A 20,843-nucleotide genomic window follows, 5' to 3' on the forward strand; every position below is an offset into this window, starting at 1 on the left:
GCGTAATGCTGTTGCTCACGACGCTGATTGTCGCTGCCTGTGGCTATTTTTGGCATCGTTCGCAGCCGGCATTAAAACCGGGCAGCAACATAACGCAGCAATTCGGTTTTTACGATTTGCCGCAGCAGCAAAAAGAGCTCTATGACGTCCAGTTGTCCACCGTTGGAGAGACGATCGTAAGCCATGTCAGCAGTCCGAATAACCCTCAGTTCAGGCTCAAAGGGAGTTTCGTGCAGAAAAAACAGGCGGGTGAGAAACGCTTTTTTACCTACACACCTGTTCATTTCGTCCCCTCTCCGGACACCCCGTTGCTTGCCAGCAACATTGATTTACTGATGCATTCGCAAGTGCGTATGCAGCAACTTTGGCCAGATGGCGTGCCGCTGGTCACTATGCAAAACGGAATGATCTTTCTCTACCCGCTGGACGACAAGTAGGGAAAGGCTTAGGGTTGTTATCACGCCAGCTTACCAGACCAGGATTCACCGCCAGCCAGCAATGTTTTCCCATTAGTAATGGCCAAATATCATTAAGGCTGGCGGCATGCTCTATCGCACGATGGTAAGCATTTAATAACACAGGGTAATAGCTGGCGTTAACCGCATAGGCTGCAGCGCTCACGGCGTGATGTACACGAGCGATACCAGGTAACGTCAGCAGCGGCGAGGAATGCTGATAATGCCCCCCCAACAGCAACGCATGCCAGTCCAGTCGATTAAGGCTCGCAAAGATACGATTCGCCTGCGCGAACACCCTTTCATCCTGCACCAGTTGAAAGCCGGCATCGAACAGCAGGACATTATTCCACCCTTGCCGTTGCGCTTCGCTCAATACCATGCACTGTGTCTGTAATTCAGCCAGTCTGCCATCGCTGCCCGACGCTCTGGCAACGGGCCAGAGTTGTTCCGCGCTTATACCTGCCTGGCTTAACGCTGCACATTGCGCACCGAGCAATGCCTTATCCTGCGCATTAAAGAGCACCGCTACCTTTGCAAAACTGCGCCACTGTAAATTGCAACGCAACGACAGTTGCGGGCTCTGCCAGAGAGGGAAATTAGCGGCGTAATTCACTTTATGCATAGCATCATCCTTGCAGATAACAGGCGTCATAATGGTATTTGTGACTGACCACAGATTGATAAAGCCGGAGGGTCTTTTAACGCAGACAGGTTGAAAAGTCCCATCAATCAATGACATTAAATAATTAAGTCTTAAAAAACATACCAGTAAGTAAAATCTGTCTGCACTATTGCCGTATGAACGGCGTCACATTTCTGGCGTAATAAGCAAATAAGAATAAATTATTCTTATTAAACATTTTATGAGTAATATATTATTCCTTAACAGGTGCCTGAGCCACAGTGCAGCAGGCAAATAACAGCAAAACCGAGTTGAGCGAAACGTTGATGAACATTGATCTCTCCAGACTGACTACCGAAGGCCGCAATACCGCCAGCGCTGACATTGACATGCTTGATACCGAAGCGATGTTGAGGGTTATCAACCGTGAAGATCAAAAAGTGGCGTTGGCGGTGGAAAAAACGATCCCGGCGATCGCCCAGGCGGTGGACGCGATTGTGGCGGCTTTCCAGAAAGGTGGACGCTTGATTTACTGCGGTGCCGGCACCTCCGGGCGCCTTGGGATCCTTGATGCCAGCGAATGCCCGCCGACCTATGGCACCCCGCGCGAGCAGGTGGTTGGTCTGATAGCAGGCGGCCATCGCGCCATTTTGCAGGCAGTAGAAAACGCCGAAGACAGCCTGACGCTTGGCGTCGAGGACCTTAAAGCGCTTAATTTTAACGCTAACGACATCCTGGTCGGCATCGCCGCCAGCGGTCGTACGCCATATGTCATTGCGGCGATGCAGTATGCACAAAAACTCGGTGCGACCACCGTGGCGCTGACCTGTAATGCAGGCAGTGAGATGGCGCAAATCGCCGATATCGCCATCGTTCCGGTGGTGGGTGCGGAAGTTGTTACCGGCTCGTCGCGAATGAAAGCCGGAACGGCGCAGAAACTGGTGCTGAATATGCTAACGACCGGCGCGATGATCCGCAGCGGCAAAGTGTACGGCAACTTAATGGTCGATGTGGAAGCCACCAACCAGAAGCTGGTGCAGCGGCAAATCAATATCGTAATGGAAGCGACTGATTGCGACAGCGAAACCGCAACTCAGGCGCTGAAAGCCTGCGACGGGCACTGTAAAACCGCCATCGTCATGGTGTTAGGCGGGCTGAGCGCTGATCAGGCAGCGCGTCTGTTAGCCGACAACGGTGGGTTTATTCGCCAGGCGCTGGCTCACACGGGAGTCAACTAATGGCCAAAATCAGCGAGCAGTTTATTGCCACAGTCCTGCAATTGGTGGGTGGCAAAGAGAATATTAAAACCTGCGGCAACTGCATGACACGGCTGCGTCTGACGTTAAACAACGATGCTCTGGTTGATAACGCCGGACTTAAAGCGCTGCCTGGCGTTCTTGGCGTGGTCAATAGCGAGGATCAGTTGCAAATCATCGTTGGCCCCGGCAAAGCGCAAACGGCGGCAGAAATGATGAGCGCGATGACAGGCGGTGCCAGCGCGCCTGTGGAAGCGGCGTCGCTGAAAAGTATCGCCAGCGATACCAAACAACAGATGAAAGCGAAACAGACCAGCGGCGTGCATCAGTTTCTGGCGAAGTTTTCTACCATTTTCACCCCGTTAATCCCTGGCTTTATCGCCGCCGGTATGCTGCTCGGCTTCGCTACCCTGATTGAGCAAAGCCTGATTATCAATGCCGCCGAAAAAAATGCCACGCTCGTCCATATCGTTGGTTATATGAAAGTTTTCGGCAAAGGACTGTTCACCTTCCTGCCGATTTTGATTGGCTACAACGCACAGAAAGCCTTTGGCGGCAGCGGCGTGAATGGCGCAATTATCGCCGCGCTCTTTGTGCTCGGTTACGATCCGAAAGCGACAGTGGGCTATTTTTCCGGCATCGATAACTTTTTCGGTATGGGTATTGATCCGCGCGGCAACATTATTGGCGTGCTGATCGCAGCGATCATGGGGGCATGGATCGAGCGGCAGATCCGTAAATTCATGCCGGATAACCTCGACATGATCCTCACCTCGTTGCTCACGCTCCTGATTACCGGCGCGTTAACCTTCACGGTGATCATGCCGATCGGCGTTGAGCTGTTTAAAGGCATGTCGTGGCTATTCCTGCACCTTAACGGCAACCCGTTCGGCTGCGCGGTGCTGGCCGGGCTGTTCCTGATTGCCGTCGTGTTTGGCGTGCATCAGGGTTTTATTCCGGTCTATTTCGCGCTGATGGATGCGCAGGGCTTTAACTCGCTGTTCCCGATCCTGGCGATGGCGGGCGGCGGCCAGGTGGGCGCGGCGCTGGCGCTTTATTTCCGCTCGGCGCGCGAGTCGATTCTGCGTAATCAGATCCGTGGTGCGATCATTCCCGGCCTGCTCGGGGTGGGCGAACCGTTGATTTACGCCGTCACGCTGCCGCGTGTAAAACCGTTTGTCACAGCCTGTATCGGCGGGGCCTGCGGCGGTTTCTTTATTGGCACTTTTGCCTGGTTCGGTTTGCCGGTTGGGCTCAACACCGTGTTTGGCCCTTCAGGCCTGGTGGCGCTGCCGTTGATGACCTCCGGACAGGGGATCTACACGGGAATGGCGGTCTATGCAGCAGGTGTGGTCGTCGCTTACGTGTGCGGTTTTCTCGCGACCTGGTTCTTTGGTCACAAAAACGTGGATTTGAGCTAACATCCGTTTTCACCCGGCGTAAAGCCGGGTGAAATCAGGACATCAGAAGCGGTAGGAGAGGCTGCCGACGATGCTGCGTTCCGCACCGAAGTAGCAGTAAGAGAGGGAGTTACACGCTGCGACATAGCGTTTGTCGGTCAGGTTGTTAACGTTAACCTGCGCACTCAGCCCTTTCAGACCCACATGGCTCAGGTCATAACCCACCGCCAGATCGACCAGCGAGTAAGACGGCAGCGTGTGCGTGTTCTGGCGATCGGAGGTGATGCCATTAACATAACGCACGCCGGAACCGACGGTCAGCCCGTTCAGTACACCGTCTTTCACGTCATAGCTAAGCCACGCACTGGCCTGATTACGCGGCGCGTACACCGCGCGGTTGCCCTGCTCTTGCGCACTGCTCTTCTTGTAGCGGATGTCGTTGTAGGTGTAGGCCGCCTGCAAACGCAGGTTGTCCGTCAGTTGCCCCACCGCTTCCAGTTCCACACCTTCGGATTCGATCTCGCCAATGGAACGGTAGGGATCGGTCGGCTCCACTTTGGTGGCGATGTTCTCCTGGTTGATGCGATACACCGACGCGCTGTACATGGTTTGCGAGCCTTCCGGCTGGAACTTCAGCCCCGCTTCCCACTGCTTGCCTTTCATCGGTTGCAGGATCTTGCCGTACTCGTCGGTGAAGCTGGTCGGCGTGAACGCGGTCGAGTAGCTGACATACGGCGCAAAACCGCTATCAAACAGGTACATCAGCGCCGCGCGGCTGCTGAAATGGTTCTGATCCAGCGTATCGCTGGTGTCGTTGATCTTATTGACGTTCGTGATCTTCACCTGATCGTGACGACCGCCCAGCGTCAGACGCCATCTGTCCAGTGACATCTGATCCTGGGCGTAGATCCCGGTCTGCTCCAGTTTGTGTTTTTCACGGCTATAGACGCTGATTGACAGCGGATCGGCACCATAAACCGGGTGGAAAGCGTCGATCGCCGGGAAGCTGCCATAAGAGGCGGTGACGTTATTGCTGCGCCGCTGATAATCCACGCCAAACAACAAGCGATGGTTGATAATGCCGGTATCGATGCTGCCATCGATCTGGTTATCCAGCGTCACCGCCGAAAGCGACTCATCCGAGCCGGAGTACCCCCGGTTCAGTTCGGTATCATTCAGCCATCCGGCAGCGTACACCTGGTTAAGATCGACAGTGGTGTGCAGGTAGCGCAGTTTCTGGCGCACCGACCAGCCGCTGTCAAAGGCGTGTTCAACGTTATAACCGACCATATTTTCGCGGCGATCATAGTTGTCGTAATCGTCTTCGCCTTCAAAGAAGGTGTTGGAAATTTTCTTGCCCGCGTGCGGCACCACAGTGCCTTCATACGGCAAACCGGAGTGGCTGCCACCTTCGGGATCGCGATGCAGGTAAGCCATCAGCTCCAGGCGCGTGTGATCGGTAATACGCCAGGTCAGGCTCGGCGCAATGGCGTAACGCTGCTCTTTCAGGTGGTCAAACTGCGAATCGGCATAGCGCGTCATACCGGTTAAACGCACCGCCACCCGGTCGTTATCATCCACCGGGCCGGTGACATCAAACGCCGCGCCGCGCTGGTTGTTATTTCCGGCAAACAGCTTCACTTCGCCGCCGGGATCAAACGATGGTTTGCGCGAATTCAGCGCCACAATACCGCCTGGCGATGAACGCCCGTACAGCACGGATGCCGGGCCGCGCACCACTTCCACGCTATCCAGGAACCACGGATCGATGACCAGCGAGCTGTGGGAGTTGGTGTCACCCATCATTTTCAGCCCGTCGAGATAGACGTTATCCAGGCTGCCGTCAGAAAAACCACGCAGCACGATATAGTCAAAACGGTTGGATGCGCCAATCTGGTTGCTGTAGACACCCGGCGTATAGCTCACCGCCTGACGCACGCTGATTGCCCCCTGCTCTTCATACTGCTGGCGGGTGACAATCGATACCGCCTGCGGTGTTTCGATATCCGGCGTCTCCAGCTTGGTCGCGCCACTTTGCATTTGTGAAGTCACTACCACGGTATCGTTGCCGGGGGGTGTCTCTTGTGCCAGCACCGTTACGCTCATCCCGCCGGTTATGCAGCCAATCATCAGCGCCAGTCGCGTTTTTGCGAACATGAAAATCTCCAGAAGCCATTATTATTGTAAATAAGAATTATTACCCTTTTGAATTCGCCAATAGCTATGCGCAGTGATGATTCACGTATGCGCGATGATAAAATCGCGCACGCATCGGCAACGCTGGTCTACACAGGAGAAAATCAGGAGGCGCGGATTTCGCTGGGTGCCATACCATAGCGGCGGCGAAACGCGGTAGAAAAGTTGGTGGCGTGCTGATAACCGGACATCCACGCGGCCTGCTGTACGCTGTAGCCTTCCGCCAGATAGCGACGCGCCAGTTCAAGACGGCAGTCACGCAGATAATCAAACACAGAGTGGCCGTACGCCTGGCGGAACTTCACGCGCAGGCTGCTGGCGCTCATCGCCGCCAGCTGCGCCAGTGCTGCCAGGGTGTACTCTTTTTCGGGGTGCTGTTCCAGCAAACGGCGTACGTTTTCCAGCCGCTGCTGTGCACCACACTGAACCGGGCGGCGTCTCTCCTGCCCCTGCATGCGTTGCGACAGCGCGTTGCCCAGCAGTTGCAGCATCACGCCTTCCAGCATCAGTTGGCGGGAGAGCGCAGGCAGTGAGGCTTGCTGCGTTTGCTGTAAACCAGACAATAAAAAGCCCGGCACCTGCCATAAAAAGGTCGGGGCACCATGCGCTTCCCACTGTTGTAAAAGTGCGCTGAGGAGCGGTGATTGCCAGCAGCTTGCCGGATCGACGCCAAGTGATAATGTGCGCAGATGGCAATCCGCCAGATGGCTGGCGTTCATCACCTGGTGCTCGCTCAGGCGCGAGGTGAACGCCATGCCGGCGCGCACGACAAACTCTTCCCCGTTCAGGCGCAGCATCACGCTGCCTTCCAGCACCACCAGCATGTAGAGCGGGCAACTGTGCAGCGAGGTCGTTTCATAAGGTTGCAGAACGCGAATGTCAGAACGGGTAAGGTTGATACCAGAAGAGAGCGTCATCTCTTCAACGTCGCCCTGAATCACAATGCGCTGCGCCTGACTGAAAAGACCGGTTGTCAGCGACGGGAAGCGGTAATTAATCCCATAACGCTCGCCAAAACCAATAAAGTCTTCAACTGAAAAGTGTCTTTTTTGCATAGACGGCAGCCATCGCTATCTGTCGAACCCTCAACCCACGCGCGGGCGAAACGGCCTACACCTTACCACTCGCCCTGATGCGCTTCAATAATGTTGAGAATTATTCTCACATACGCATTAACGAGGGTTAATACGGTCGGCGTTTGCCAACGCAGCGAGAACCTGCTGGCGCAACCATTTATGTCCGGGATCGCGGTGCAGCCGCTCATGCCAGAGCATCAGCATGTCGAAGCCCGGCAGATCAAGAGGTGGATCAACCACCTGCAACGCGCCAGTGGTGGCGACAAGCCGCTCCGGTAGCACGGCGACCAAATCCGTGCGCGCCAGCGCATCCAGCATAAACAGGAAGTGCGGCACCGAAAGCACCACATTGCGCGTTAACCCGCGAGCCGCCAGCGCGTCGTCCGTTGCCGCCTGAAAACCACCGCCCTCCGGCGAGACAATCACATGCTCCAGCTTGCAGAACTGTTTGAGCGACGGACGGCGTTTAAGCGCCGGATGGCCTAAACGGCCGGCCAGCACATAGCGCTCAGTGAACAATAACCGCTGGTGCAGCGACGCCGGCGCACCTTCACGCAAATGGAAGAACAGATCGATATCGCCCTGCTCGGCCTGGCGCTTAATCTGGCCGGGGTTAAGCTCAAACACCGCGAGGCGGCTGGCGGGCGCGTCGCGACGCAAAGTGCCAAGCAGCGGCAGCAGCACCGCCGATTCAGTGTAATCCGTCGCCGCAATGCGCCAGGTCACACTGGCGCGGGCGGGGTCAAACGCGTTGACTGGCGACACCGCGCGCTCCAGCGCTTCCAGCGCCTGGCGTAACGGTTCGCGCAACTCGTCCGCCCGTACTGTCGGCTGCATACCGCGCGGGCCGGGCAGCAGCAGCGGATCGTCAAAGATCTCACGCAACCGCGCCAGTTGCACACTCACCGAAGGCTGGGAAAGATTCAGCCGCTGCGCCGCGCGCGTGACATTGTGTTCACGGAGCAGGACATCAAGCGTCAGCAGCAAGTTCAGATCCAGGCGGTTGAGATTAATCATGGCTATACCTGTGATATCAGCAATTAATTTCTACTATATCTGCGCTTCACCTACCCTGCAGCTTCAATCTTATTGCCGGGAGTTGTTATGAATGTCTTGATTGTTTATGCCCATCCGCAGCCGCATTCCTTGAATGGCGCGCTGAAAGAATTCGCCGTGCAGCATCTTGAAAAAGCAGGTCACCACGTCGAGGTTTCCGACCTGTACGCCATGCAGTGGAAAGCGCCGCTCGACGCATACGACAGCCTCGATGCGCCCGTTGGCGACGTTTTCAATCCGTCGGCAGATTCAAAACACGCCTTCGAACAGGGCCGACAATCTGCGGATATCGCCGCCGAACAGGCTAAACTGCTGTGGGCCGACGCAGTGATTTTCCAGTTTCCACTGTGGTGGTTTTCGATGCCCGCCATCATGAAAGGCTGGTTCGACCGCGTTTACGCCTGCGGTTTTGCCTACGGCGTCGGCGAGCACAGCGACACGCACTGGGGTGATCGCTACGGTGAAGGCAGCCTGGCCGGTAAGCGCGCCATGCTGCTGGTTACCGCTGGCGGTTGGGAATCGCACTACAGCCCGCGCGGCATCAACGGTCCAATCGACGACATTCTGTTTCCGATCCAGCACGGCATGCTGTTTTATCCGGGCTTCGCGGTGTTGCCGCCGCTGGTGATTTATCGCACCAGCCGCGTTGATGACGCGCGATTCGCCGCCCACCGTGAAGAACTGGCACAGCGGCTGGATACGTTATGGCAGACGCCACCGCTGCCGTTCCGTCAGCAAAACGGCGGGGATTACACCATTCCGGCGTTAACCTTGCGCCCGGAGATTGCGCCGGGCGAAAGTGGGCTGGCCATTCATCAGCAAAGAAAAGATTAAACGCATAAAAATAACCGGCGTCGATAAATGGCGCCGGTTTTCTCTATTTGCAATCCATCACAATCTCTTCAAATTAATAGCAACGTTCTTCGCTATTATTTTCTGGCACATATCTCCATTGTTTTTCATTATTTCTTCATAATATCAAGTTTTGTAAATTCCAATAATTTGCGCAGGAAATGTTTACGCGAAAAATATAACTTCGTTTAATCTATTTGATAGTTGAGAACGATCACTCTCAAAAATCAATCAATCGAGGGTTCCCGATGCCGCCGAAAACCACGCAGGAACAACGCCATCAGCAGCGTAAAGATGAGATTATCGCCGCCGCCCGTCGGCGTTTTCGCGTGAGCGGCTTTCACGCCGCCAGCATGTCGCAAATCGCCCTTGAAGCCCAGCTGAGCGTCGGGCAGATCTACCGCTATTTCAGCAGTAAAGACGCCATTATTGAGGAGATTGTTCGCCGAATCATCGACTACCGCATCGCCGAAATGGAAAACAAAGCCGAAACCACGCACCTGCCGGAGGTGCTGGCCTGGCGGCAAACGCTTAGCCCGGATGACGACGCGTTAATGCTGGAGATGTCTGCCGAAGCGACGCGTAACCCGCAGGTTCAGGCGATGATGGTCGAAGCCGACGCCCGCATGTTTAACAATGCCTGCAACCATATGCAGAGCCGACATCCGCAGTTAAGCGCCGAACAGGTGCGCTGCTGCGTTGAGCTGCTGGCTGGCCTGATGGAAGGTGCGACATTGCGCCGTTTAACGCCGCAAAAATGCGACCCGGCGCAGTTAAAAGAGCTGTATCAGGAAATTATCACCATGATATTTCTGCCAAAGAAATAACCCGACAAATATAAATCCGCGCTTATTTCCAGACCGCCGGAAATAAGCGCCAACTCGCCTGCTTATTATCCCGTTTTAATAACGGGCAGGCTTCGCTTATGCCAGGAAAATAGTCATGAAGTTAATAACTACAACGTTGATGGCCCCATTCGCGCTGGTTGGATGCGATAACGCCACACCACCTGCACAACACCCCACTCAGGAAGTCGGCGTCGTCACCCTGAAAAGCCAGCCGCTCGCCGTGACCAGCCTGTTAACCGGGCGTACCGCCGCGTCACTCTCCGCAGAAGTGCGGCCGCAAGTTGGCGGCATTATTCAAAAACGCCTGTTTACGGAAGGCGATACGGTAAAGGCCGGGCAGGCGCTTTACCAGATCGATCCTTCCAGCTACCGCGCCACGTTTGATGAAGCCGACGCCGCGCTGAAACAGGCGCAGGCGCTGGTGACGTCCGATTGCCAGAAAGCCACCCGCTACGCGCAACTGGTGAAAGAGGATGGCGTCTCGCGCCAGGACGCTGACGATGCGCAGTCCACCTGCGCGCAGGACAAAGCCAGCGTGAGCGCGAAGAAAGCGGCGCTGGAAAGCGCGCGCATCAACCTGAACTGGACCACCGTCACTTCGCCGATCAGCGGGCGCATTGGCATCTCATCCGTCACACCTGGCGCGCTGGTCACGGCGGAACAAACCACGGCTTTGGCGACCGTACGCGGGCTCGACACCATGTATGTCGATCTCACCCGCTCAAGCGTCGATCTGCTGCGCCTGCGCCAGCAAGCGCTGGCCAGCGACAGCAACACGCTCGCCGTCACGCTGACGCTGGAAGATGGCAGCACCTACAGCGAAAAAGGCCGCCTGGCGCTGACCGAAGTCGCCGTCGATGAATCCACCGGCTCCGTCACGTTGCGCGCGGTGTTCCCAAACCCACATCAGCAACTGCTGCCGGGGATGTTTGTGCGCGCCCGTGTGGAAGAAGGGGTGATGGCAAACGCGATCCTCGCGCCGCAGCAAGGCGTCACGCGTGATGCGAAAGGTAATGCCACTGCGCTGGTGGTCAATGCGCAGAATCAGGTTGAGCAGCGCAACATCGAAACCGGCGATACCTATGGCGATAAATGGTTAGTCCTGAAAGGTCTGGAAAATGGCGACAAGCTGATTGTTGAAGGTACCGACAAAGTCGCTGCGGGATCGACTGTGAAAGCCGTTGAGATCCCGCAAGACAATGGAGGAAAAGCCTGATGTTCTCCAGCTTCTTTGTGCGCCGCCCGGTTTTCGCCTGGGTGATCGCCATCCTTATCATGATGGCCGGTATTCTGGCGATCCGCTCCTTGCCGATAGCGCAGTACCCGGATGTTGCGCCGCCTGCAATCAAAATTAGCGCCACCTATACCGGCGCATCGGCACAGACGCTGGAAAACAGCGTCACCCAGGTTATCGAACAACAGCTTACCGGGCTGGATAACCTGCTCTATTTCACCTCTACCAGCAGCTCCGATGGCCAGGTGGATATTACCGTCACCTTTGAGCAGGGCACCGACCCGGATACCGCGCAGGTGCAGGTGCAAAACAAAGTGCAGCAGGCGGAATCCCGCTTACCGACGGAAGTCACCCAATCGGGCGTGACGGTGGTGAAATCCCAGAGCAACTTCCTGCTGATCATGGGGCTGTACGATAAAACCGACCGCGCCACCAGTTCCGACATCGCCGACTGGCTGGTGAGTAACATGCAGGATCCGCTGGCGCGCGTGAACGGTGTCGGTAGCTTGCAGGTGTTCGGCGCGGAATACGCGATGCGAATCTGGCTGGATCCTGACAAACTCGCCTCGTACTCGCTGATGCCATCCGATGTACAGAGCGCGATTGAAGCGCAAAACGTACAGGTTTCTGCCGGTAAAATCGGTGCGCTACCCTCTTCCGGTCAGCAGCAGCTCACCGCCACGGTGCGCGCCCAGTCGCGCCTGCAAACCGTGGCGCAGTTCCAGGACATTATCATCAAAAGCGAGAGCAGCGGCGCTGTCGTGCGGGTGAAAGATGTCGCGCGTGTTGAAATGGGCAGCGAAGATTATGTCGCTTCAGCGAAGCTGAACGGCCACCCGGCTGCTGGTCTGGCGGTGATGCTGGCGCCCGGCGCGAACGCGCTGGATACCGCGACACGCGTGAAAGATAAAATCGCCGAATACCGCCACAGCATGCCGCAGGGTTACGATGTGGCGTACCCGAAAGACAGCACCGAATTTATTAAGATCTCGATTGAAGACGTGGTGCAAACGCTGATTGAAGCCATCATTCTGGTGGTCTGCGTGATGTACCTGTTTTTGCAAAATATCCGCGCCACGCTTATCCCGGCGCTGGCGGTGCCGGTGGTGCTGCTGGGGACGTTTGGCGTGCTGGCGCTGTTTGGCTACTCGATCAACACCCTGACGCTATTCGCCATGGTTCTGGCAATCGGCCTGCTGGTGGATGACGCCATTGTGGTGGTGGAGAACGTCGAGCGCATCATGCGCGACGAAGGCCTGCCCGCCCGCGAAGCCACCATCAAATCGATGGGTGAAATCTCCGGGGCGCTGATCGCGATTGCGCTGGTGCTCTCCGCCGTCTTCCTGCCGATGGCTTTCTTTGGGGGTTCCACCGGGGTGATTTACCGCCAGTTCTCCGTCACCATTATCTCGGCAATGACGCTGTCGGTCATCGTTGCGCTGACCTTAACGCCAGCGCTCTGCGGCTCGATAATGCAACACAGCACGCCACATAAAAAAGGGTTCTTCGGCGCGTTTAACCGCTTTTACAACAATACCGAGCACAAGTATCAACACGGTGTATTACGCGTGCTGCGCCGCTCGGTTACCGTGGTCGGCACGTACGCTGTACTTTGCGCGGCCATGGCATTTGTGATGTGGCGTCTGCCTGGTAGCTTCCTGCCAACAGAAGACCAGGGCGAAATCATGGTGCAGTTCACCCTGCCCGCCGGGGCGACTGCCACGCGTACCGACGCGGTGGCCAGCAAAGTGACCGACTGGTTCCTCAACACGGAGAAAGCCAACACTGAAGCCATCTTCACCGTGACCGGTTTTAGCTTTAGCGGCAGCGGGCAAAACGCCGGGATGGCCTTCGTTTCACTGAAAAACTGGTCGCAACGTAAAGGGGCGGAAAATACCGCACAAGCGATAGCCCAACGCGCCAGCCGCGAGTTAAGCAGCATCCGCGACGCCAGAATCTTCGCCATGACGCCGCCTTCGGTGGACGGCCTCGGTCAAAGCAACGGTTTCACCTTTGAATTGCTCGCCAGCGGCAGCACCGATCGCGACCAGTTGCTGAAACTGCGCAATCAGTTGCTGGCGAACGCTAATCAGAGCAGCGAACTTACCGCCGTGCGCGCCAACGCGCTGCCGGAAACGCCGCAGTTACAGGTCGATATCGACAGCAACAAAGCGGTGGCGCTGGGACTGTCACTGAGCGATGTCAGCAACACACTCTCCAGCGCCTGGGGTGGCACGTATGTGAATGACTTTATCGATCGCGGACGCGTGAAAAAGGTCTATATCCAGGGGGAAAGCGATTCCCGCGCCTCACCTTCGGATTTGGATAAATGGTTTGTGCGCGGCAGCAATAACGACATGACCCCGTTTTCAGCCTTCGCCACCACGCACTGGGAATATGGCCCGGAAACGCTGGTGCGTTACAACGGTTCCGCCGCGTATGAGATTCAGGGCGAGAATGCCAGTGGCTTCAGCTCCGGCGTGGCGATGACCAAAATGGAAAACCTCGCTAATACCTTACCCCCCGGGACAACCTGGGCGTGGAGCGGCTTGTCATTGCAGGAAAAACTCGCCAGCGGCCAGGCCATGAGCCTGTACGCCATCTCAATTATGGTGGTGTTCCTGTGCCTTGCGGCGCTGTATGAGAGCTGGTCCGTACCGCTTTCGGTGATCCTCGTTATCCCGCTGGGCTTGCTGGGCGCGGCGCTGGCGGCGTGGATGCGCGGGTTAAGTAATGACGTTTACTTCCAGGTCGCACTGCTGACCACTATTGGCCTGTCGTCGAAAAACGCCATTCTGATTGTTGAATTCGCCGAAGCGGCAGTACACCAGGGCAACTCTTTGTCACGTGCGGCGCTGCGTGCCGCGCGAACTCGCCTGCGTCCGATCATGATGACGTCACTGGCGTTTATCGCCGGGGTCACACCGTTGGCCATCGCCACCGGGGCAGGCGCGAACAGCCGCATCGCTATTGGCACCGGCATCATCGGCGGGACGCTCACCGCGACGCTGCTGGCTGTCTTCTTTGTCCCTCTGTTCTTTGTACTGGTGAAAAAATTGTTCACCGGTAAACGCGCACGTCAGGAGTAATCATGTTGCGTATCAGTGTTCTTTTCTTCGCCCTGCTGAGTGCCGGTTGTGTCTCTCTCGACCCGACTTACCAGCGCCCGCAGGCCCCCGTTCCCGCGACGTTACCGGGCGCGCAAGGCCAGGCGAAAGCCGTGGCCGCCGACTGGCAGCAGATCGTTAACGACAGCCGCCTGAAACAGGTCGTCAGCAATGCGCTGACCCATAACCGCGATGTGCAAAAAGCGATTGCCGACATCGATGCCGCGCGCGCGTTGTATGCTGAAGACCGCGCCGCGCTGTTCCCGACGCTGAATGCCGAACTCAGCAGCACCCGCAGCCGCACCGTTGCCACAGGCGTAACTAGCAGCGCCGAAGCCGATGGCGCGGTTTCCAGCTTCGAACTGGATCTGTTTGGCCGTAACCAGAGTCTGACCCGCGCAGAGCGTGAAACCTGGCTTGCCAGCGAGTACACCGCGCAAAACACGCGCCTGAGCATGGTGGCGGAAATCACCACCGCCTGGGTGACGCTGGCGGCGGATAACAGCAATCTTGAACTTGCGAAACAGACGATGGAGAGCGCGCAAAACTCGCTGAACATTGTTAAACGCAAACAGCAGATCGGCGTGGCAGCCGCCGGTGATACCGCCGATGCCATGGCGGTGTTCCAGCAGGCGCGCGCCAGCGTCGCCAGCTACCAAACGCAGGTGGCACAGGATAAAAACGCGCTCAATTTACTGGCGGGCGACACGGTACCGGAGTCGCTGCTGCCGGGTACGCTGGAGAGTCTTGCCGACAACAGCATTACGCTGACACCGGCGGGCGTGTCTTCTTCCGTGCTGCTGCGCCGCCCGGATATTCAGGAAGCGGAGCATAACCTGAAAAGCGCGAACGCCAATATCGGCGCGGCGCGGGCGAACTTCTTCCCGACCATTTCGCTGACCGCCAGCGCCGGGGTAGGCAGCGATTCGCTCTCCTCTTTGTTTAGCCACGGCCTGCAAGTGTGGTCTTTCGCGCCGTCCATTTCGCTGCCGCTGTTTGCCGGGGGTAAAAATGTTGCGCAGTTGCGTTACGCTGAAGCAGAGAAAAAAGGGCTGATCGCGACCTATGAGAAAACCATTCAGAGCGCGTTTAAAGATGTTGCCGATGCGCTGGCGCGGCGCGAAACGCTCAACGAACAACTCGATGCGCAGCGTGAATATGTCGCTGCCGAGCAGAAAGCGCTGGATATCGCCCAGCGCCAGTACAGCGCCGGAACCGGCGATTACTTGTCGGTGCTGACCGCGCAGCGCGCGCTGTGGACGGCGAAATCGTCGCTGATTTCGCTGCAACAAACCGATCTGCAAAACCGCGTCACGCTCTGGCAATCGCTGGGCGGCGGCGTCAGTTAACCCTTTTGCGCCGGGCTGCCCGGCGCGTTTTTTGGAGCGGTTAAGCCACGGATTTCTCCCGCCGTTGCTATCGTGCTGGGTATGCTGATGTTTGTCTTTAACAGCATCGGCGGTAAAGCGATGTGGAAAATGAGCCTCGCGATTGTGATGGCTTCCAGCGCCGCGCTGGTTATTGATCGGTATGGGCGTCGTCAGGGTTGAAGAAAAGCAAAACAATGCAATTGGATCGCCCGCCGGATGACTGGGCTGCACTGCTAAAAGCCTGCCAGGCTTAACCCTTCTTCCCGCCCGGTTTTAACCCACGGTGAAACTCATTAATGCGTTTCACCGTTTTAATTGCCCGCTGCGACGTGGCGGACGCCACCGACAAGATGATCATCTCCAGACACAGCAGCACGGTGCCGTGCAGCGGGATTTTGCCCTTCTCGCCACCGCGCGGAACATGGATCACCACATCGGCTTGCTGGCTAAAACGTGAATCAACAGCGTTGGTCAACAAAATCACCGGGATCCCCAGCCGCCGCGTCTCTTTCAGCGTGGTCAGCCCTTCCCGGTGCGCCGATTTCTGCGCCATCATCACCAGCACATCGCCGCGCTGCAAATTGATAAGCTGCTCCGACAGGGCAATGCCGGTGCGGTTAAGCGGGGATGCGGGTAACCCGATGCGGCTGAACAACCGTGCGGCGTACTCGGCGAGGATCCCCGATGCGCCGATGCCGAAAATCGCCACCTGTCGCGCCTCGACCAGCAGCGCCACCGCCTGAGCAATCGCGTAGCGGTTATCCGGCGCGGAGAGGATTTCGCAGGTATGCTGGTGCCCTTCGATCACGAAATCGATGCCGGAATTGACGTCGCACGAGAGCGCATTCACCGTGGTGCTCATCTTTTCCGCCGAGGAGGCCGACGGGCCGAACCAGTGCTCAAGCGTCTGCTTCAAATCGCGAAGCCCGGCGAAACCGAGCGCCTGAATCGCACGCACTACCGTGGCATCGGAGGTTTGCGTCGCGGCGGCGATCTCCATTGCCGTTTGCTCCAGCACCCCTTCGCGGTTTTCATTGATATACCGCGCCACCGCCTGCAAACGCGGCGACAGCGTATGCGCCCGCGCCCGAAAGCGTTCCCCATACACATCCACACGAGTTTTCGCTTTTTTGGTGTTTAGCATCGTGCGCCCTTATCTGGCCGCCGGTAACGGTCGACCGGCAATGTGTGACTGCACCTGCGCCACCATCAGGCTCAGTGAGGCAAACGAGTTGGAGATCGCCTCTTCGCGCGAAATCAGCACGTAATGCCCGCGGCGACAGGCAGTGAGGAAATCACACCAGCCCGGCATCACCGCATCCATGGCCGCCATTTCATCCTGTGGTTTACCGCCGGTATCGCCGCGCCAGGTGGCAAAAACGAAATCGGCATCCAGTTCCGGCAACCGCTCGGCGCTGACGTCGATGCGCCCGCCGTCAGGGATGCTGTCGATAAGCGGCGGAAAACGAAAACCGGCATCGCGCAGCACGCGACCCAGCGAGTGATAACTGTGCAGCGCGTTGATTTTCCCGTTGTTAGCCTGAATAACCGACACGGTTATCTTGCTGGTATCAATGGTTTTTTTCAGCGCAGCGATCTGCTCATGATAACGGCGCTCAAGGATCGCAAAGCGCGCCTGCGTACCGGTCAATTGCGCCAGCTTGCGATAGATCTCCGGCGCACCGCCCTCCAGATGATCGATGCTGACGGTGGGCGCGATTTTCGCTAACTGCTCAACCGGCGTGTTGCGACTGGGCTCGGTGATGATCAAATCCGGTTTTGCCGCCACCACCGCTTCAATGTCGATATCCGCTGAACCAATAAATGTCATCGCCGAATTGTCAAAATCGACACCGGTCAACATGCCGCTGGAGCGCAACACATGCGTGCCGTCCGGGCGCGTCCGTCCGTGGCTGGCGACCGGCGGTACGCCAAGCTCAATCAGCGGAATAGTGATATCGAGATCGTGTAACGACACAATGCGTTTCGGGTGCAATGGTACCGTCACCACGCGCCCGAGGTCGTCGGTGAAAACCTGTTTCGGTTCCGCGGCGCTGGCACTCAGACCAACCAGCACTAGCAGCGAAAAAAGTAAGCGCATACAAGACCTTTAAGCGTTATAAACGATCGCGCCGCTGCCACAGCAGCAGCAAGAAAAACGGCCCGCCAATCAGCGAGATAACAATACCAGCGGGGATTTGCAGCGGCGCAAAAGCCAACCGTCCGAGCGAATCCGCCAGCAACACCAGTAATCCGCCCAGCATTGCGCTTCCCCACAGCAGCGCACGTTGGCCGCCGCGCAGCAGAAAGCGCGCCATATGCGGGGCAATCAGGCCAACAAAACCGATACTGCCCACGCAAGAAACGCTGGCGGCGGTGAGCAACACCGGCGCGATAAAGCGCAGCAGTTGAAGGCGCGCAAGGCGCACGCCCAGACCGGTCGCCGCCTGATTACCGAGCAACGCCACATCCGCCGCGCGCGCGGTTACCAGTAAAATCAATGTTGCCGGAACCGCCCAGCACAGCGCCACCATCAACAACGGCCAGGTGGCAGCATGCAGACTGCCCGCCAGCCACATCATCGCGGTTTGCACATCGCGCACATCGGCGGTGGTCATAAACGCGCCAATCCCGGCGGCGAAGGTCCAGGAAACGCCAATGCCGAGCAGCACAAAGCGCGGACGGGAAACATCGCGCGCCAGCGCCATCACCAGCCCGGCAGCGAGCAGTCCCCCCGCCATGCCGGCCAGCGGTCGCCAGACTACACCAACGGCCGGAAAGCACAGCACCAGCGTGAGCACGACTACGCTCGCCCCCTCTTTCACGCCAATCAAGCCAGGATCCGCCAGCCCGTTACGGGTGATCGACTGCATCGCCGCCCCCGCCATGCCGAGCATCGCCCCGCACATTAGCGCCATCAGCACGCGCGGCAGTCGAATGTCCCACACCACGTATTGCTGCTCGCCGCTCAGCGCCTGAGGGAAAAATAACGCACGGCCAATAGAAGATGCCGGAACCGGCAACGAACCTTGTGTCACGCCCGTCAGCAGTAACGCCAGCGCCACGATGGCGAGCCCCAAAAGCCACATCAGCGCATGCGGGCGCAGCAGGCGCGAAAAAGCACCAACCCGCAAGCTGCGCAATCCGGCGCGCTGCAACGGGCTGCTCATTTGAAAAACCTCGCCGCCAGCGCTATAAACAGCGGCGCCCCTACCAGCGCGGTCATCACGCCGGTTGCCAGTTCCTGCGGCGCCAGCAGCGTGCGGGCGGCGATATCTGCCACCAGTAACAACAGCGCGCCGCCCAGCGCCGAAAGTGGCATAACCACACGTAAATCATCCCCGGCGAGACGGCGCACCATATGCGGCACCACCAAGCCAATAAAACCAATCGGCCCGGCGACCGACACCGCCGCACCGCACAGCAGCGCAATCGCCACCAGCGCCAATGCACGCGTTCGCATCAGCGACACACCTAAACCCCGCGCCATGTTGTCGCCCAGCGCCAGCATGTTCAGTGCCGGAGCCAGCCATAACGCCACCGCAAAACCGATAACAGCAGCCATTGCCGCATGCTGGATCTGTGCCCAATTCAACCCGGCGAGATCGCCCGCCAGCCAGGTGCGCATAGTGAGCAGCGTTTGCTCATCAAGGATCAGGATCGCTGCGGTAATTGAGGAGGCAAACGCCGACAGCGCCACGCCGCACAGCGTCACCTTCATCGGCGTAAAACCCGAACGCCCGGCAGCCGAAAGCGCCATCACCAGCGAAAAGAGCAATGCAGCGCCGCCTGCGGCAATCAACGGACGGCTGAATGCGGCATCGCCGGAGCTAATGCCGAGCGCCGTGCAGGCCACGACCGCCAGCGCGGCACCGGAATTCAGCCCCAGAATATGCGGCTCGCCTAAGGGGTTGCGGATGACCGATTGCAGCAGCGCCCCGGCCACGCCAAGCGCGGCACCGGTGAACAGTGCCGCCACCAGACGCAACAAACGCAGGCTGATAATGACGCGATGATCAAAGTTGCGCGGATCGAAATCCAGCAACGCCTGGATGACCGTCGGCGGCGCGATATAGCGCGCGCCAAGGCCAAGATGCGCGACCGATGCCGCCAGCACTACCAGTGTCAGCAGCAGTGAGGCCACACCCACGCGCCCGGCACGACGGCGGGCAGAAAACGCGACGCTACTCATGCGCTTGTTCCGTCCGGTTTACGAAACGGCATAAAAAAGGGTTTACCGGTCAGCGGGTTAATCGACATCTGCACGTCAACATCAAATACGCGTTTGATCAGCTCAGGGGTACAGGCATCGCCTTCGTGAATCACCCCTTGTAAGCGCCCCTGTTTCAGGAACACCAGCGTGTCGGCGTAGTTGACCGCAAAATTGAGATCGTGCAATACCGCAACCACGGTGCGTCCATGACCGCGAGTCAGGGAATGCAGCAGTTCGAGGATCTCCACCTGGTAGCGCAGATCGAGAAACGTTGTCGGCTCATCGAGCAGGATCACCGGCGTTTGCTGCGCCAGCGCCATTGCTATCCAGCAGCGCTGACGCTGCCCGCCGGAGAGGCTGTCTACCGTTTGATGGGCGAATTCTGCAGTGCCGGTCAGATTTAGCGCGTCAACGACTGCCTGTTCGTCTTCTTCAGACCACTGGCGCATAAAGCTCTGCCACGGAAAACGCCCGCGCGACACCAGTTCAAAGACGGTGAGCCCTTCCGGCACAATCGGCGATTGCGGCAAAATACCTAACTGGCGGGAAACGGCTTTAGTGGGTTGGTGATGAATGGCTTTGCCATCAAGCAGCACGCTGCCGCCGAGCGGTTTGAGCATCCGGGCGATGGTGCCGAGCAGTGTGGATTTGCCGGAGCCGTTCGCGCCGACCAGCACGGTCATTTTCCCCGTAGGGATCGAAAGCGTAATGTCGTTGACAATCACCTTGCTGTGGTAGCCCGCCGACAGGCTTTCCAGCACGATCCCTTGCCCTGCGGCTTGATTTTCCACTTGCTGTGGCATGTTGACTCCTGCGCCGCAAGCTCATGAAAATAGCCGCGCACTAAACCATCAAACAAAAATAAATCTCATTCTCTTTTCGATATTGCCGTTTGCCGCTGTAGTAGTCAAGTGCCGTAGAAAGCGAAACCAACACCCTTTTATTTTGTGTTACTACAGAAAAACCGCCCCACAAGAATTAAAAATAATTCTTTTATTTTCAATAAATTAATAAAAATTCATCACAACTTATCGAGTTGTATTTCACGCCTGAAACCGCTGTAGCAAATTTCTTTCATTTTACGTTTACTACTACAAAGCCTCATGATTGAATGATTCTCAATTACATATCCGACGCTGTAGATCGCAGCAAACG

The 20,843-nt window shown here is 57.4% G+C and carries 17 protein-coding genes; 8 read left to right on the forward strand and 9 right to left on the reverse strand.

All coding sequences use genetic code 11. The annotated features are described in order from the left end of the window. Positions 1 to 5: 5 nt before the first annotated feature. A complete protein-coding gene (locus RT644_RS18985; protein ID WP_313627733.1) occupies positions 6 to 437 on the forward strand; it encodes a hypothetical protein in 432 nt (143 codons plus the stop codon). On the opposite strand, the gene RT644_RS18990 is transcribed toward RT644_RS18985, so the two are convergent. Further along, positions 391 to 1,080 carry a hypothetical protein gene (locus tag RT644_RS18990; RefSeq protein WP_313627619.1) on the reverse strand — a complete coding sequence of 230 codons (690 nt, stop codon included), beginning with the start codon at positions 1,078 to 1,080 and terminating at the stop codon, positions 391 to 393. The two genes, RT644_RS18985 and RT644_RS18990, sit on opposite strands and share 47 nt — an antisense overlap. Positions 1,081 to 1,406: 326 nt before the next feature. On the opposite strand from RT644_RS18990, the gene murQ reads away from it, so the two are divergent. Together murQ and murP are read left to right on the forward strand one after the other, a co-directional pair. Continuing rightward, positions 1,407 to 2,318: an N-acetylmuramic acid 6-phosphate etherase gene (gene murQ / locus RT644_RS18995; RefSeq protein WP_313627735.1), complete on the forward strand. Its 912-nt coding sequence runs from the start codon at positions 1,407 to 1,409 to the stop codon at positions 2,316 to 2,318. Continuing rightward, entirely contained in the window at positions 2,318 to 3,757 is a 1,440-nt protein-coding gene (gene murP, locus RT644_RS19000; RefSeq protein WP_313627621.1) for a PTS N-acetylmuramic acid transporter subunit IIBC, read from the forward strand. Before murQ ends, murP begins: the two co-directional genes overlap by 1 nt. Before the next feature lie 42 nt (positions 3,758 to 3,799). Here the strand turns inward: murP and RT644_RS19005 are convergent, their stop codons facing one another. The 3 genes from RT644_RS19005 to RT644_RS19015 all read right to left on the reverse strand — a co-directional run bounded on the left by RT644_RS19005 (position 3,800) and on the right by RT644_RS19015 (position 8,025). After that, positions 3,800 to 5,893, reverse strand: coding sequence for a TonB-dependent siderophore receptor (locus tag RT644_RS19005; protein ID WP_313627623.1), 2,094 nt, complete (start codon positions 5,891 to 5,893; stop codon positions 3,800 to 3,802). 143 nt (positions 5,894 to 6,036) lie between these two features. After that, positions 6,037 to 6,987 (reverse strand): AraC family transcriptional regulator, encoded by a 951-nt coding sequence (locus RT644_RS19010; protein ID WP_313627625.1) that lies wholly within the window; start codon positions 6,985 to 6,987, stop codon positions 6,037 to 6,039. A gap of 117 nt (positions 6,988 to 7,104) precedes the next feature. Then, entirely contained in the window at positions 7,105 to 8,025 is a 921-nt protein-coding gene (locus tag RT644_RS19015) for a LysR family transcriptional regulator (RefSeq protein WP_313627627.1), read from the reverse strand. An 87-nt stretch (positions 8,026 to 8,112) separates the two neighbouring features. Here RT644_RS19015 and RT644_RS19020 point away from each other — a divergent pair, with 87 nt between their 5' ends. The 5 genes from RT644_RS19020 (at position 8,113) to RT644_RS19040 (ending at position 15,454) form a co-directional block, all read left to right on the forward strand. Continuing rightward, on the forward strand, positions 8,113 to 8,898 hold the full coding sequence (locus RT644_RS19020) for an NAD(P)H-dependent oxidoreductase (protein ID WP_313627629.1): 786 nt from the start codon (positions 8,113 to 8,115) through the stop codon (positions 8,896 to 8,898). A gap of 266 nt (positions 8,899 to 9,164) precedes the next feature. Further along, on the forward strand, positions 9,165 to 9,743 hold the full coding sequence (locus tag RT644_RS19025; RefSeq protein WP_020456402.1) for a TetR/AcrR family transcriptional regulator: 579 nt from the start codon (positions 9,165 to 9,167) through the stop codon (positions 9,741 to 9,743). Positions 9,744 to 9,858: 115 nt separating this feature from the next. Then, positions 9,859 to 10,980, forward strand: coding sequence for an efflux RND transporter periplasmic adaptor subunit (locus RT644_RS19030; RefSeq protein WP_313627632.1), 1,122 nt, complete (start codon positions 9,859 to 9,861; stop codon positions 10,978 to 10,980). Next, positions 10,980 to 14,087 carry an efflux RND transporter permease subunit gene (locus tag RT644_RS19035; RefSeq protein ID WP_313627634.1) on the forward strand — a complete coding sequence of 1,036 codons (3,108 nt, stop codon included), beginning with the start codon at positions 10,980 to 10,982 and terminating at the stop codon, positions 14,085 to 14,087. Before RT644_RS19030 ends, RT644_RS19035 begins: the two co-directional genes overlap by 1 nt. Positions 14,088 to 14,089: 2 nt before the next feature. Further along, positions 14,090 to 15,454, forward strand: a complete 1,365-nt coding sequence (locus RT644_RS19040; protein ID WP_045510176.1) for an efflux transporter outer membrane subunit — start codon at positions 14,090 to 14,092, stop codon at positions 15,452 to 15,454. 271 nt (positions 15,455 to 15,725) lie between these two features. Here RT644_RS19040 and RT644_RS19045 read toward each other — a convergent pair whose 3' ends face one another. Genes RT644_RS19045 through RT644_RS19065 form a run of 5 tightly spaced genes read right to left on the reverse strand, consistent with a single transcriptional unit; the run spans position 15,726 to position 20,491 of the window. Continuing rightward, entirely contained in the window at positions 15,726 to 16,619 is an 894-nt protein-coding gene (locus tag RT644_RS19045) for a MurR/RpiR family transcriptional regulator (RefSeq protein ID WP_045510179.1), read from the reverse strand. Between the two features lie 9 nt (positions 16,620 to 16,628). Further along, positions 16,629 to 17,576, reverse strand: coding sequence for an iron-siderophore ABC transporter substrate-binding protein (locus RT644_RS19050; protein WP_313627638.1), 948 nt, complete (start codon positions 17,574 to 17,576; stop codon positions 16,629 to 16,631). Positions 17,577 to 17,592: 16 nt separating this feature from the next. Next, a complete protein-coding gene (locus tag RT644_RS19055; protein WP_313627640.1) occupies positions 17,593 to 18,645 on the reverse strand; it encodes an iron ABC transporter permease in 1,053 nt (350 codons plus the stop codon). Beyond that, positions 18,642 to 19,667, reverse strand: a complete 1,026-nt coding sequence (locus RT644_RS19060) for an iron ABC transporter permease (RefSeq protein WP_313627641.1) — start codon at positions 19,665 to 19,667, stop codon at positions 18,642 to 18,644. The genes RT644_RS19055 and RT644_RS19060 overlap by 4 nt, the downstream gene beginning before the upstream one ends. Next, positions 19,664 to 20,491, reverse strand: coding sequence for an ABC transporter ATP-binding protein (locus tag RT644_RS19065; protein WP_313627642.1), 828 nt, complete (start codon positions 20,489 to 20,491; stop codon positions 19,664 to 19,666). The genes RT644_RS19060 and RT644_RS19065 overlap by 4 nt, the downstream gene beginning before the upstream one ends. Positions 20,492 to 20,843 lie beyond the last annotated feature (352 nt).

Origin of the sequence: Kosakonia sp., assembly GCF_032104925.1 — a bacterium.
Lineage (GTDB): Bacteria > Pseudomonadota > Gammaproteobacteria > Enterobacterales > Enterobacteriaceae > Kosakonia.

Excerpts from the sequence above, each read along its gene's own strand:
- RT644_RS19055 (WP_313627640.1), bottom strand. The coding sequence starts at position 18,645 with ATGAGCAGCCCGTTGCAGCGCGCCGGATTGCGCAGCTTGCGGGTTGGT.
- RT644_RS19010 (WP_313627625.1), bottom strand. The coding sequence starts at position 6,987 with ATGCAAAAAAGACACTTTTCAGTTGAAGACTTTATTGGTTTTGGCGAG.
- RT644_RS19025 (WP_020456402.1), top strand. The coding sequence starts at position 9,165 with ATGCCGCCGAAAACCACGCAGGAACAACGCCATCAGCAGCGTAAAGAT.
- RT644_RS19005 (WP_313627623.1), bottom strand. The coding sequence starts at position 5,893 with ATGTTCGCAAAAACGCGACTGGCGCTGATGATTGGCTGCATAACCGGC.
- RT644_RS19060 (WP_313627641.1), bottom strand. The coding sequence starts at position 19,667 with ATGAGTAGCGTCGCGTTTTCTGCCCGCCGTCGTGCCGGGCGCGTGGGT.
- RT644_RS19035 (WP_313627634.1), top strand. The coding sequence starts at position 10,980 with ATGTTCTCCAGCTTCTTTGTGCGCCGCCCGGTTTTCGCCTGGGTGATC.
- RT644_RS19065 (WP_313627642.1), bottom strand. The coding sequence starts at position 20,491 with ATGCCACAGCAAGTGGAAAATCAAGCCGCAGGGCAAGGGATCGTGCTG.
- RT644_RS19030 (WP_313627632.1), top strand. The coding sequence starts at position 9,859 with ATGAAGTTAATAACTACAACGTTGATGGCCCCATTCGCGCTGGTTGGA.
- RT644_RS18985 (WP_313627733.1), top strand. The coding sequence starts at position 6 with ATGCTGTTGCTCACGACGCTGATTGTCGCTGCCTGTGGCTATTTTTGG.
- RT644_RS19045 (WP_045510179.1), bottom strand. The coding sequence starts at position 16,619 with ATGCTAAACACCAAAAAAGCGAAAACTCGTGTGGATGTGTATGGGGAA.
- RT644_RS19050 (WP_313627638.1), bottom strand. The coding sequence starts at position 17,576 with ATGCGCTTACTTTTTTCGCTGCTAGTGCTGGTTGGTCTGAGTGCCAGC.
- RT644_RS19015 (WP_313627627.1), bottom strand. The coding sequence starts at position 8,025 with ATGATTAATCTCAACCGCCTGGATCTGAACTTGCTGCTGACGCTTGAT.
- RT644_RS19040 (WP_045510176.1), top strand. The coding sequence starts at position 14,090 with ATGTTGCGTATCAGTGTTCTTTTCTTCGCCCTGCTGAGTGCCGGTTGT.
- murP (WP_313627621.1), top strand. The coding sequence starts at position 2,318 with ATGGCCAAAATCAGCGAGCAGTTTATTGCCACAGTCCTGCAATTGGTG.
- murQ (WP_313627735.1), top strand. The coding sequence starts at position 1,407 with ATGAACATTGATCTCTCCAGACTGACTACCGAAGGCCGCAATACCGCC.
- RT644_RS18990 (WP_313627619.1), bottom strand. The coding sequence starts at position 1,080 with ATGCATAAAGTGAATTACGCCGCTAATTTCCCTCTCTGGCAGAGCCCG.
- RT644_RS19020 (WP_313627629.1), top strand. The coding sequence starts at position 8,113 with ATGAATGTCTTGATTGTTTATGCCCATCCGCAGCCGCATTCCTTGAAT.